Below are 12,184 nucleotides of genomic sequence, written 5' to 3'. Positions count from 1 at the left end.
CGGGCGGTACCGATGAAGGTACCGCCCGTTTTCATTGGCGTCTTGCAAATGTTATCCGGCGTTATCCGGCCTGCGCGGGCGCTTGCGCCTGCTGCTTGTTGCGGTAGGCCACCACCAGCAGCAGGATGCCCAGCACGATCATCGGCACCGACAGCATCTGTCCGGCCGAGATGGTGAAGCCGGCGACATGCACCTCGTAGTCCGGCACCCGGAAGTACTCGGTGAAGAAGCGCGCGCAGCCGTACAGCAGCGAGAACATGCCGGCCACCGCCATGCGCGGGCGCGGCTGGCGCGCGAAGAACCACAGGATGATGAACAGCAGGATGCCGTCCACCAGCATCTGGTAGATCGGCGACGGATGGCGCGGGATGTTGTCGACGTTGGGCCAGATCATCGCCCACGGCAACGAGGGGTCGGCCGGGCGGCCCGGCAGTTCGGCGTTGATGAAGTTGCCCAGGCGGCCGGCGGCGTAGCCCAGCGGCACCATCGGCGCGATGAAGTCCATGATGTCCATCAGGTGGCGGCCGCGCTTGCGGCCCCACAACCACATCGCCAGCAGCACGCCGAGGAAGCCGCCGTGGAAGGACATGCCGCCTTTCCATACCGCGATCATGTCGGCCGGATGGGCGAAGTAATACGCCGGGTTGTAGAACAGGATCTCGCCCAGGCGGCCGCCGATGACCACCCCCAGCACGCCGTAGAACAGCATGTCGTCGAGATCCTCCTTTTTCCAGCCGACCGCGGCGATATGCGGCTGCCTGATGCGCAGGCGGCCGATGGCGATGAATTGCGCAAAGGCCAGCAGGTACATCAGGCCATACCAGTGGACGGCAAGCGGGCCGATCTGGAGGGCGATCGGGTTGGGCATGGGGTGGATCAGCATGAATTCGGTCTTTCAGTGATGGGCGGGACGGAGATGCATTTGGAGCATGCCCTAACAAAACAAGTTCAGGCGGCCGGTTCCAGCAATTCAAGGAAGGCGCGCAGCACCGTCGATTGGCTGTCGCGCCGCCAGGCCAGGCCGGTCTGGATGTCCGGCGTCGGGTCCGACAGCCGGCGGTAGTCGACGCCTGGCCGCTTCAGGTTGGATACGGATTGTGGCACAAGCGCCATTCCCATGCCAGCCGACACCAGGCCGACGATGGTCTGCATCTGGATCGCCTCCTGGCCGATGTGCGGCGTCACCCCGGCATCGCGAAAGCACGAGAGGATGGTGTCGTGGAAGGCCGGCGAGATGCGCCGCGGGAAAATGATCAGCGGCAGCTCGCGCAGGCTTTTCAGCGCCACCGCGTCGCGCCCGCGCACGGCGCCGGCCGGCAGCGCGGCCACCAGCGGTTCCGACAGCACCGGGCGGTAGTCGAGCACGGCGGCGGCCTTGTCGGGCAGCGGCGGCAACAGCAGGCCGGCGTCGATCTTGCCTTGCATCAGGTCTTCCAGCTGGATGTCGGTGGTGGCTTCGCGTAGGTCGATCTGTACCTGCGGGTAGCGCGCGCGGAAACGCTGCAGCAGCGGCGGCAGGATGCTGTAGTCGGCGGTCGAGATGAAGGACAGCGACAGCAGGCCCGAGGCGCCGCTGGCGGCGCGGCGCGCCAGGTCGGGCAGGGCCGCGGCCTGCTGCAGGATGCGCTGGGCTTCCGGCAGCAAGGCTTCCCCGGCCGGCGTCAGCGCCACGCTGCGCTTGGTGCGCAGGAACAGCGGCGTGCCCAGCATTTCCTCCAGCGCGGCGATGGCCTGCGACAGCGGCGGCTGCGTCATGTGCAGCCGGACGGCGGCGCGGCCGAAGTGCTTTTCTTCGGCCACGGCGGCGAAGTAGCGCAGTTGGCGCAGTTCCAGGCGGGTGTCGGAGGACATGGGGCGGAGGCTTCCTGATATCTCTGGGATATTAATTGTCGATGAATAATATATTTGACAGGCAGATATGGACAAGCGCAATCTGCAATCTGACCCACCAGCCAGAACTCCTCCCCGGCCATCCATCACACCCCTGAATGTAGCCGGGGCCCGCCAGATACCGTGATCGCTGGCAGAACAACCCAGAGAGTTCGCCCCGTTCAACCAGGAGACCTCCATGCCATACAACCGCCGTTCCAAAAACATCACCCAGGGCATCTCGCGCAGCCCGAACCGTTCGATGTATTACGCGCTGGGCTACGAGAAGGACGATTTCGACAAACCGATGATCGGCGTGGCCAACGGCCACTCCACCATCACGCCGTGCAACTCCGGCCTGCAGAAGCTGGCCGATGTCGCCATCGCGGCCATCAAGCAGGCCGGCGCCAATCCGCAGGTATTCGGCACGCCGACCATTTCGGACGGCATGTCGATGGGCACCGAAGGCATGAAGTATTCGCTGATCTCGCGCGAAGTCATCGCCGACTGCATCGAGACCGCCGTCAACGGCCAGTGGATGGATGGCGTGGTGGTCATCGGCGGCTGCGACAAGAACATGCCGGGCGGCATGATCGCCCTGGCGCGCACCAATGTGCCGGGCATCTATGTCTACGGCGGCACCATCAAGCCGGGCAAATGGAAGGGCCGCGACCTGACCATCGTCTCGGCCTTCGAGGCGGTAGGCGAGTTTTCCGCCGGCCGCATGTCGCAGGAAGACTTCGACGGCATCGAGCGCAACGCCTGCCCGTCTTCCGGTTCCTGCGGCGGCATGTATACCGCCAACACCATGTCGTCCTCGTTCGAGGCGCTGGGCATGGCGCTGTTCTATTCCTCGACCATGGCCAATCCCGACGACGAGAAGACCGGCTCCGCCGCCGAGTCGGCGCGCGTGCTGGTGGAGGCGGTCAAGAAGGACATCAAGCCGCGCGACATCATCACCCGCAAATCGATCGAAAACGCCGTCGCGTTGATCATGGCCACCGGCGGCTCGACCAACGCCGTGCTGCACTACCTGGCCATCGCCCACGCCGCCGAGATCGCATGGAGCATCGACGACTTCGAGCGCATGCGCCAGAAGGTGCCGGTGATCTGCGACCTCAAGCCTTCGGGCAAGTACGTCGCCACCGACCTGCACCAGGCCGGCGGCATTCCGGCCGTGCTGAAGGTGCTGCACCAGGCCGGCTTGCTGCATGGCGACTGCCTCACCATTACCGGCAAGACGCTGGCCGAGGAACTGGAAAGCGTGCCGGCGCTGCGCGCCGACCAGGATGTGATCCATCCGATCGACCGGCCGCTGTACGCACAGGGCCACCTGGCGATCCTCAAGGGCAATCTGGCCACCGAAGGCTGCGTGGCCAAGATCACCGGCTTGAAGAACCCGGTGATCACCGGCCCGGCGCGCGTGTTCGACGACGAATACAGCGCCATGGAGGCGATCCTGGCCGACCGGATCAAGCCCGGCGACGTGCTGGTGATGCGCTATCTCGGTCCCAAGGGCGGCCCCGGCATGCCGGAGATGCTGGCGCCGACCTCGGCGCTGATCGGCAAGGGCCTGGGCGAATCGGTCGGGCTGATCACCGATGGCCGTTTTTCCGGCGGGACCTGGGGCATGGTGGTCGGCCACGTGGCGCCGGAGGCATTTGTCGGCGGCGCCATTGCGCTGGTGCACGAAGGCGACTCGGTCACCATCGACGCCCACCGGCAACTGATCCAGCTCAACGTGCCCGAGGCGGAAATCGACAAGCGCCGCGCCGCCTGGCAGCAGCCGGCCCCGCGCTATACGCGCGGCGTGCTGGCCAAGTTCGCCGCGCTGGCTTCCACCGCCAGCAAGGGCGCGGTCACCGGCTGACTGCATCGACATGGAACCTGGCCTATGACAGATATACGCGCAGGAAGATAATCGGAACGCCGCCAAGACAGGTAGAATAGGCCCGCCTGCGGATTTCCTCGCGCCTCTTGCGAGCGAAGGTCCGGCCGTTCAAGAATGCTGAGGAGCCCTTATGAAATACCTGCTGTTGATCGCCACCCTGGTCGCCGGATCGGCCATTTCCGCCGAGGCGCTGGCCAACGCCCAATTGGCCAAGTCCAAGAACTGCATGGCTTGCCATTCGGTCGACAACAAGATCGTCGGCCCTGCCTTCAAGGATGTGGCCAAGAAATATGCCGGCCAGAAGGACGCCGAGACCAAGCTGGCCCAGAAGGTCATCAACGGCGGCGGCGGCGTGTGGGGCGCGGTGCCGATGCCGGCCAACAAGGGCCAGGTCAGCGAAGCCGAAGCGCGCGAGCTGGTGAAATGGATACTGACGCTGAAATAAGCGCCGGGCCGCAAGCAGTGGCGGCATGACATCGCGGGGCCTGCGGGCTCCGCAGGTCGATGAGGTTGAGGAAACGCGATGCGTTTCCTTTTTTTATTTGTGCGCCGGCCTTCACAGCAGCCGCGCCCATATGCTGGCGCCGAACTCCTTCATGCGTTCGCTGATCGGGCGCTGTTCCCATGCTTTTAGCGTGATCTCCTTGGAGGCGCCAAGGTCCCGGTCGAACATGCTTTTCGCCTCTGCGCCGAATTGCGTGCCGAGGATGACGGCATTGATTTCCTGGTTGTAGACGAAGCTGCGCCAGTCCAGGTTGGTCGAGCCGATGGTGGTCCAGACGCCGTCGATGATGGCGGTCTTGGCGTGCAGCAGGGCATCCTGGCGCTCATAGATGCGGATGCCAGCGCCCAGCAACTCGGCATAGAACGAACGCGAAGCGTACAGCACCAGCGAGGAATCGCTCCTGGATGGCAGCAGCAGGCGCACATCGACGCCGCGCCTGGCCGCGTTCTTGAGCGCCTCGCGCAATTGTGGGTCGGGCACGAAATAGGCATTGGTCAGGTAGACCGAGGATTCGGCATGGTTGATGGCCGAGATGAAGGTGGCATAGATCACGCTGTAGGGATCGTCGGGGGAACTGCCGATGGCGCGCACGATCTCGCCGCCGGCCGCGGCGACCTTGGGAAAGTAGTTGTGCTCGCCGAGGTCGGGGCCGTGCTGCCTGTTCCAGGTTTGCATGAAGAGCTTTTGGAATTCCAGCGCGGCCGGGCCATCGATGCGCACCTGGGTGTCGCGCCAGGGGACCCTGCCGGCGTCATCATCGGTTTGGGTTTTCTTCTTGCGGCGGCTGAACGAACCGCTGGAATACACGCTGCTGATGTTGATGCCGCCGACGAAGGCGGTCTTGCCGTCCACCACCAGCAGCTTGCGGTGGTCGCGCTGGTTCACCGCCCAGTCCTTGCGCGCCAGCGCGGGATTGAGCGGATTGAATTCGAGCACGTTGATGCCGGCGTCGATCATCGGCTGGAAAAAGGCGCGCGGGGTGTTGAGCGCGCCCACGCTGTCGTACAGGAGGTTGACCTGCACGCCTTTCTTTTGCATCTCGATCAGCATCCCGGAGAATTGGCGTCCCACCTCATCGTCTTCCATGATGTAGGTTTCCAGGTTGATGTGCGAACGGGCTGCCCGGATGGCCTGCGTCATGGAGGCGTAAGTGGCCGGGCCGTCGATGAGCAGCGTGACCTTGTTGCCGGTCACCAGCGGCGCGCCGGTGACCGCGCCTTCCACCGCCAGGTGGCGATCGAGAACCGTACTGTTGCCGTTTTGCTGCTTGAGCCTGTCCAGCGCGGTCTTGGCCTGCTCTTCGGTGAGCACGCCGCGTCCGCCCTTGATCCGGATGCTCTTGTCCGACCGCATGCCCATGTCGGGGACGATGGTCGGCAGCGAACCGCAACCGGCCAGCAGCGAGGCGGCCAGGGCGAGCGCGAGCATTGCGGCGTGCATGCCGGCTCGGCGCGTGTTTTTTATTCTGGCCAGGATATCCATGGACGGTCTCGTTGTCGGTGTCGCAGCCTTGCGGCGCCGCCGTGCGCATGGCAGTCAGGAAAGCAGCCGCATGGTTGGGCCGAGTATATGCGGTGGAGTGGCCGGGCTCCAGAGGCGCGCGCCGCTTTTGCGGCCGAATCGGCATATTCCTACAGAGGAAAGCGGAGCTTGCCTACAGGCCCGGCCGCAAGGGCGAGGGGAGGCCGGTGCGGATGCGCCTGGCCAGGCGCATCCAGGAAGGCAGCATCAGTAAACGTCGCGCCGATAGCGGCCCTGTTCGATCAGGTCTTCCAGCGCCCGTTCGCCCAGCGCCTCGGCGAGCGCGGCATCGACGCCGGCGGCCATGCCTTCCAGGCTGCCGCAGACATACACTACGGCGCCATCGGCGATCCAGCGGCGCAATTCGTCGGCCGCTTCTCGCAGGCGATCCTGCACGTAGACGCGCTGGTTCTGGTCGCGCGAGAAGGCCAGGTCCAGCCGCGCCAGCTTGCCGGCGGCCAGCCATTGTTCCAGTTCATCCTGGTAGAGGAAATCGTGGCGGCGGTTGCGCTCGCCGAACAGCAGCCAGTTGCGCGCGTGCCCGGCATGCACGCGCGCGCGCAGGTGGCCGCGCAGGCCTGCCATGCCGGAGCCGTTGCCGATGAAGATGGCCGGCACATCGCCCCCGGCCGGCCCGAAGTTGGCGTTGGCCACCAGGCGCACGTCCAGCGCGGCGCCTACTTCCGCATATTCGGTCAGCCAGCCCGACGCCAGGCCCAGGCCATCCTCATGTCGTGTCTGGCGCACCAGCAGGTGCAGCGCGCCATCTTGCGGCACGGAGGCCACCGAATAGCTGCGCGCGGCCAGCGGCTGCAAGGTATTGGCCAAGGCCTGCGCATCGCGGGCATGGGCCGCGGCCTGGCCGACCGGAAGTACGCTGCGCGCCATCAATTCTTGCAGGGGCAGGCGCGTGCCTTTGCTGTCGACGATGGTGCTGCCATCGAGCTGCAGCCGCTGCAGCAGCAGCGCGACGCGGTCGGCCGCATGGCGCGGCAGGATCTCCGCCAGCGCGCCCGGTTGCCATGCGTCGGCGGCAATATCGGTGGCATCGGCGGCATCGGTTTTGCGCAGCTCGAGGTGGAAGATCGGCTCGCCCTGGCTGCCGGGGTTCAGTTGCCGGCGTTGCGCAAGCGACCAGGCTTGCCAGCCGGCTTGCGGCGGCAGCGCGGATGGGGACGAAGAGGCCGTAGCCGCAGCCACGGCGGCCGCGGTGACGATGCCGTGATCGGCCAGCATCCGTTCCCATTTTTGCAGCGTATCGGCATCCATGCGGTCCACTTCCACCGGCGGGAACAAGGCCTTGGCGCCGCGGTTGCGCAGCCAGTGGTCGAGCGTGTGGCCGAAGCCGCAGAACCTGGTGTAGTTGCTATCGCCCAGCGCCAGCAGCGCGTATTCGACGTGGGCCAGCGATTGGCCCGAGGCCGCGCGCATGCGGCGCTCGAAGGCGCGCGCGCTGTCCGGCGCCTCGCCTTCGCCAAAGGTGCTGGCGATGAACAGGATGCGCGGATGGTGGCGCAGATTTTCCGGCGTCATGCGCGCCAGCGGTTGCACCGTGGCCTGGGCGCCGGACTGGCGCAGCAATGTGGCGGCATGCAGCGCCATGCGTTCGGCCTGGCCGGCTTGCGACGCGTAGGCGACCAGGTATTGCGCGGCTTGCGCCCCTTCCTTGGCGGCGGGGAGCGCGGCGATGCCCGCCTGTTCCAGCGCGGCGCGCTCGGCGCGCAATGCCGCCTTCTTGCGGCGACGGTCGAGGTACAGCATCCAGCCGGTGATGCCGAACAGCGGCAGCATCAGGCTGGCGATGGCCATGACGATGCGGCCGGGCAGGCCGAAGAAGGTACCCATGTGCAGCGGGTAGATGGCGGCGATGAATTTGCCGCCAGCGCTTTTGTCCTCATACAGTTCGAGCTGTTTGACCTCGCCGCTTTGCGGCAGCACCGTCATGCGGCTGCGCGCGCGTTCGTGCGGGGCATGTTCGTCCAGGAACAGGATCTGCACCGCTTGCGTGGCTTTCTCTGGCAGGCGCAACTGGGCGTTCTGGTAATGCGGCGCCTTGGCCAGGAAGGCGTTCCAGGCCAGCGTCAGGTCCAGCGGCGCGGGAGCGTCTTGCTTGTCCTTGGGCGGGGCGCCGCGTTTGACCTGCGGCGCGCGTTCCTGGCCGGCCAGCGTGTCCACGCCCTGCTTGAACCAGTCCAGCGCCCAATAGGCGCCGGTGATGGAGAAGATCACATACATCGCCAGCGCCCAGGTGCCGATGATGGAGTGCAGGTTCCACAGGAAGGAACGGCCCTGCAATTTGAAGTCCAGCCTGAACCAGGCCTGCAGCGACAGCGGCCGGCGCGGCCAGCGCAGGTAGAGGCCGGACAGCGCCAGCGTGAGCAGCGCCAGCGCCAGCGTGCCCAGCACGATCTTGCCGATCTCGGTGGGCAGCAGTAGCCAGCGGTGGAAGCGTTCCACGATCTCGAAGAATTCCATGCCCGTCACCGGGCCGGAGACCTGGCCGGTATAGGGATCGGCATAGCGCGCCTCGCCGCGGCGCACGCCCGGCGGCGGCGCGAACACGACGCGCACGGCGGCCCCGGCTTCGCGCGCGAGCGTGATCGAGGCGACGCGGCGGCCGGGTTCGGCGGCGCCGATCTGTTCCAGCAACTGTTGCGGCGTGAGCGGCTGTTGCTCGCGCACCTGTACGTGCATGACGCCGGGGTTGAGCGCATCCGTGATCTCCTCGCGGAAGGAGAGCGCGGCGCCGGTGAGGCCGATGGTCATGAGGATGGTGCCGGCGGTGATGCCGATGAACCAGTGGATTTGGAACCAGATATTCTTGAACATGCTCGTGCGGCGTTGGGCTGCGGGACGTAGCGCAGTTATTGTTGTTCGACGGTTGTGGGTTTGCTTCCTCCGCGTGAGACTCGCCGGCAAGGCCATTGCAGGCGGGCAAGGCGGAGGAAAACGCCATTATAGATGAGCGAAAATGATAATGATTGGTATTTATCGAAAGAGTTCTGGTCCGGCATGCTTGACAGGCAGGTAAAGCGATGCGGCTGGCGGCAGGCCGCTCAGCCGGCCCTGATCATCGCCAGCATGGCGCGCGTCAGCTCGCTGCCGGCATCCGCGGCCACATCGATGATGCTCAGGTGGTGCGCACCGGGCGCTTCGGCGATGGTCGCCTCATGGGCGGACTGGCGCAGGCAGGCCGCGTAGGTATCCCGCTGGCGCCGGAATTCGTCGGATTCGAGACCGCCCGCGCAGAGCAGCGTTTTCACGCCGGGCGGCGGCAGCAACCGGAGCGGGCTGGCCTGGACGGCGTTGTCGGGCGACAGCTGCAGCAGCTCATTGAGATAGCTTAGCCGGATCGGCTCCAGGTCGTAGATGCCGCTGATGCCGCAGACGCCCCTGACCGGCGTCGGCCCCAGCGCGCCGATGAGCGCGGCCAGGTGGCCCCCGGCCGAATGGCCCATGAGCCAGATGGCTTCGGCATCGAAGCCCAGGGCGCCGGCCTTCGCATGCAACTGCTTGAGCGCGGTGGCGCAATCGGCGGCGATCGCATCCATCCGTACCTGCGGCGCCAGCCGGTAATTGATCAGCGCGACATTGATGTCGGCTTGCAGATAGGGCAGGGCGAGGTGGCTGAACAGGTTCTTGTCCAGCGAGCGCCAGTAGCCGCCGTGGATGAACAGCAGCAGCGGCCGGCCATTGTCGCTGGCGGGAAAGAAGTCGAAGGTCTGCAGCGGGTCTTTCCCATAGGGGACATCGGCCAGATGCGGATGGGCTTGGCGCGCAGCCAGCGCTTGCTGCGCGAAACGGTCGAAGTAGTCCTGGAAATCGGTGATATCCAGCCTGACGTTGTATTGCCGGTCCAGCGCGTCGCGGGTGTATTCGCGGTAGATGTTCATGTCGTTTCCCTGTGCTGTGTTTCTTGGCGTTCTTGTCATTCGGCGAAGTGCTCGGAGATGAAACCGCGCAGCCACTGGTTGCCTTCATCCTGATTGTAACGGCGATGCCAGAAGATATTGGTCTGCAGCGAGGGCAGGCGCAGCGGCGGCTTGATGTAATGCAAGCCGAACGGCGCGGCGGCGCTTTCGGCCAGCTTGCGCGGCACGGTGACCACCAGATCGGTGGTGCTGACGATATACGGCACGGCGGTGAAGTGCGGCACGCGGAAACGCACGCTGGGCAACACCCCGGCCTTCTCCAGGCTCTGGTTGATGCGGTCGTAGGGGCTCTCCTGCGACGACACCATCAGGTGCTCGGCCGCCAGGAATTGCTTCAGCGTAATGTCGCCCTTGCCGTCCAGCGCATGGCCGATGCGGAACATGCTCACATAGTTCTGGCGGAACAGCCGGCGCTGGTAGAGCGCGCCGGAGACATTGTCGAAGGCGCCGATGGCCAGATCCACCCGGCCCGATTCCATTTCGCTTTTGAGGTCGATGGCGCCTGCGCGTACCGTGCTGATGCGCACGCCCGGCGCCAGGCGGCCGCAGGTTTCGACCAGCGCCGGCATGAAATAAACCTCGCCGACATCGGTCATGGCGATGGTGAAGTGGCGCTGGCTGGATTGCGCGGCAAAGCCTTCCTGCAGGTTGAGCGCGCGCGAGACCTGCTGCAGGGCTGCCGCCACCGGCTCGGCCAGGTGTTCGGCGAACGGCGTGGGTTGCATGCCCTGCGCGGTGCGCACGAACAGTTCATCGCCGAAGCTGCGCCGCAGGCGCGCCAGGGCATTGCTGACGGCCGGCTGCGACAGCCCCAGGCGGCGCGCCACGGATGCGATCCGGCGTTCCTGGAATACTTCCTGGAATACCACCAGCAGGTTGAGGTCGATATCGCGGGGTTCGATCATGGGCGGGCGTTCCGAAGACCTTTATTCATAAAATCAATGAATCACATTCCGGCATTTATATCGTAAAAGAAAGTCGATTGCACTACAGTGTCAGCGCAATGGCAATAAGAACAATCAACGATGCCCTGCCGCCGCGCCCGGCAATCGCGACAGCCGTGCGCAGGCCGGCCACGGGACGGACTGAAAAATACCAAGAGACAGAGGAGCAAGACCATGAGTGTTCAGCCGGGCGCAGCCGCGCCCACGATCAATGTCGAGCAGGTGGTGGAGCAGGGACGCTTCGGCGCCTTCCAGTTCGGTTTGCTGCTGCTGTGCGGCCTGTGCCTGATCATGGATGGCTTCGACGTCCAGGCCATGGGCTATGTGGCGCCGGCCATCATCGGCGACTGGGGCGTGAGCCGCGCCAGCCTGGGGCCGGTATTCGGCGCCGGCCTGTTCGGCATGCTGCTGGGTTCGCTGGCGCTGACGCCGGTGGGCGACCGTTACGGCCGCCGCCCGGTGCTGATCGCCTCCACCCTGTTCTTCGCCCTGTGCATGCTGGCCACGCCGCTGGTCACCAGCATCGACCAGTTGCTGGCGCTGCGCTTCATCACCGGCTTCGGCCTGGGCAGCATCATGCCCAATGCGATGGCGCTGGTGGGCGAGTTCAGCCCCTCTTCCTCGCGCGTGACGCGCATGATGCTGGTGTCTTGCGGCTTCACCGTGGGCGCCGCCGCCGGCGGGTTTGTCAGCGCCGCGCTGATCCCGGCCTACGGCTGGCACGCGGTGTTCTGGGTGGGCGGCGCGGTGCCGCTGCTGCTGGGCATCGCCATGCTGTTCTGGCTGCCGGAGTCGATCCAGTTCCTGGTGTTGCGCCGCCGCCCGAGGGAAAAGGCGGTACGCTGGCTGAAGAAGCTCGATCCCTCCATCGCGCTCGACGGCGATACCCGCATCGTCGTGAAAGAGACCAAGGCCGAGGGCATGCCGGTGGCCGAACTGTTCCGCGAAGGCCGCGCCGGCATCACGCTGCTGCTGTGGCTGATCAGCTTCATGAACCTGATCAACCTGTATTTCCTGTCCAACTGGCTGCCCACGCTGATCCACGACGCCGGCTATTCGACCGGCATGGCGGTGCTGATCGGCACTTCGCTGCAGGTGGGCGGCGTGGTCGGCACGCTGACCCTGGGCTGGTTCATCAATCGTTACGGCTTCACCAAGGTGCTGGGCAGCTGCTTCGTGGTGGCCTGCGTGGCCATCGCGCTGATCGGCAAGGTGGCGGCGGTGCCGGCCTTCCTGTTCATCGCCGTGGTGGCGGCGGGCTTTTGCGTCGTCGGCGGGCAACCGGCCGTCAACGCGCTGGCCGGCACCTATTACCCGACCACGTTGCGCTCGACCGGCATCGGCTGGGCGCTGGGCATCGGCCGCATCGGTTCGGTGGTGGGGCCGGTCATCGGCGGCCAGATGATCGCCATGCAGTGGAGCAACGCCTCGCTGTTCGTCGCGGCCGCCGTGCCGGCGCTGGTATCGGCGTTGACGGTGGCGCGCCTGCACCGCATGCGCTAAAAAAGTGACAAGGAGAAAT

General features: G+C 65.7%; 9 protein-coding genes. 3 read left to right on the top strand and 6 right to left on the bottom strand.

Annotated features, from left to right (window positions below):
- Window positions 1-61: 61 nt before the first annotated feature.
- Window positions 62-883 carry a prolipoprotein diacylglyceryl transferase gene (gene lgt, locus FB597_RS12575; RefSeq protein ID WP_144769723.1) on the bottom strand — a complete coding sequence of 274 codons (822 nt, stop codon included), beginning with the start codon at window positions 881-883 and terminating at the stop codon, window positions 62-64.
- 65 nt (window positions 884-948) lie between these two features.
- On the bottom strand, window positions 949-1,851 hold the full coding sequence (locus FB597_RS12570) for a LysR family transcriptional regulator (protein ID WP_141913410.1): 903 nt from the start codon (window positions 1,849-1,851) through the stop codon (window positions 949-951).
- A 217-nt stretch (window positions 1,852-2,068) separates the two neighbouring features.
- Between FB597_RS12570 and ilvD the strand changes: the two genes are divergently transcribed.
- On the top strand, window positions 2,069-3,739 hold the full coding sequence (gene ilvD, locus FB597_RS12565) for a dihydroxy-acid dehydratase (RefSeq protein ID WP_144769722.1): 1,671 nt from the start codon (window positions 2,069-2,071) through the stop codon (window positions 3,737-3,739).
- 151 nt (window positions 3,740-3,890) lie between these two features.
- Window positions 3,891-4,205, top strand: a complete 315-nt coding sequence (locus FB597_RS12560) for a c-type cytochrome (protein WP_141913408.1) — start codon at window positions 3,891-3,893, stop codon at window positions 4,203-4,205.
- Window positions 4,206-4,316: 111 nt separating this feature from the next.
- Here the strand turns inward: FB597_RS12560 and cls are convergent, their stop codons facing one another.
- The 4 genes from cls to FB597_RS12540 all read right to left on the bottom strand — a co-directional run bounded on the left by cls (window position 4,317) and on the right by FB597_RS12540 (window position 10,623).
- The gene (gene cls / locus FB597_RS12555; RefSeq protein WP_255517163.1) at window positions 4,317-5,693 is read right to left on the bottom strand and encodes a cardiolipin synthase; all 1,377 of its coding nucleotides are present in this window, start codon (window positions 5,691-5,693) and stop codon (window positions 4,317-4,319) included.
- A gap of 300 nt (window positions 5,694-5,993) precedes the next feature.
- A complete protein-coding gene (locus FB597_RS12550) occupies window positions 5,994-8,615 on the bottom strand; it encodes a sulfite reductase flavoprotein subunit alpha (protein ID WP_144769720.1) in 2,622 nt (873 codons plus the stop codon).
- A 227-nt stretch (window positions 8,616-8,842) separates the two neighbouring features.
- Window positions 8,843-9,679 (bottom strand): alpha/beta hydrolase, encoded by an 837-nt coding sequence (locus FB597_RS12545; protein ID WP_144769719.1) that lies wholly within the window; start codon window positions 9,677-9,679, stop codon window positions 8,843-8,845.
- 35 nt (window positions 9,680-9,714) lie between these two features.
- Window positions 9,715-10,623 (bottom strand): LysR family transcriptional regulator, encoded by a 909-nt coding sequence (locus FB597_RS12540; RefSeq protein WP_141913404.1) that lies wholly within the window; start codon window positions 10,621-10,623, stop codon window positions 9,715-9,717.
- Window positions 10,624-10,836: 213 nt separating this feature from the next.
- On the opposite strand from FB597_RS12540, the gene FB597_RS12535 reads away from it, so the two are divergent.
- Window positions 10,837-12,165 (top strand): MFS transporter, encoded by a 1,329-nt coding sequence (locus tag FB597_RS12535; RefSeq protein WP_144769718.1) that lies wholly within the window; start codon window positions 10,837-10,839, stop codon window positions 12,163-12,165.
- The last annotated feature ends 19 nt before the right edge of the window (window positions 12,166-12,184 follow it).

The organism is Herbaspirillum sp. SJZ099 (assembly GCF_007828355.1).
Lineage (GTDB): Bacteria > Pseudomonadota > Gammaproteobacteria > Burkholderiales > Burkholderiaceae_D > Herbaspirillum.
Note: the sequence above shows the minus strand (reverse complement) of the source record. Positions and strands in the feature narration are given on the sequence as shown.

Bases quoted from the DNA above. Each gene is read 5' to 3' on its own strand.
- lgt (WP_144769723.1), bottom strand. From the start codon at position 883: ATGCTGATCCACCCCATGCCCAACCCGATCGCCCTCCAGATCGGCCCG.
- FB597_RS12570 (WP_141913410.1), bottom strand. From the start codon at position 1,851: ATGTCCTCCGACACCCGCCTGGAACTGCGCCAACTGCGCTACTTCGCC.
- ilvD (WP_144769722.1), top strand. From the start codon at position 2,069: ATGCCATACAACCGCCGTTCCAAAAACATCACCCAGGGCATCTCGCGC.
- FB597_RS12560 (WP_141913408.1), top strand. From the start codon at position 3,891: ATGAAATACCTGCTGTTGATCGCCACCCTGGTCGCCGGATCGGCCATT.
- cls (WP_255517163.1), bottom strand. From the start codon at position 5,693: ATGCTCGCGCTCGCCCTGGCCGCCTCGCTGCTGGCCGGTTGCGGTTCG.
- FB597_RS12550 (WP_144769720.1), bottom strand. From the start codon at position 8,615: ATGTTCAAGAATATCTGGTTCCAAATCCACTGGTTCATCGGCATCACC.
- FB597_RS12545 (WP_144769719.1), bottom strand. From the start codon at position 9,679: ATGAACATCTACCGCGAATACACCCGCGACGCGCTGGACCGGCAATAC.
- FB597_RS12540 (WP_141913404.1), bottom strand. From the start codon at position 10,623: ATGATCGAACCCCGCGATATCGACCTCAACCTGCTGGTGGTATTCCAG.
- FB597_RS12535 (WP_144769718.1), top strand. From the start codon at position 10,837: ATGAGTGTTCAGCCGGGCGCAGCCGCGCCCACGATCAATGTCGAGCAG.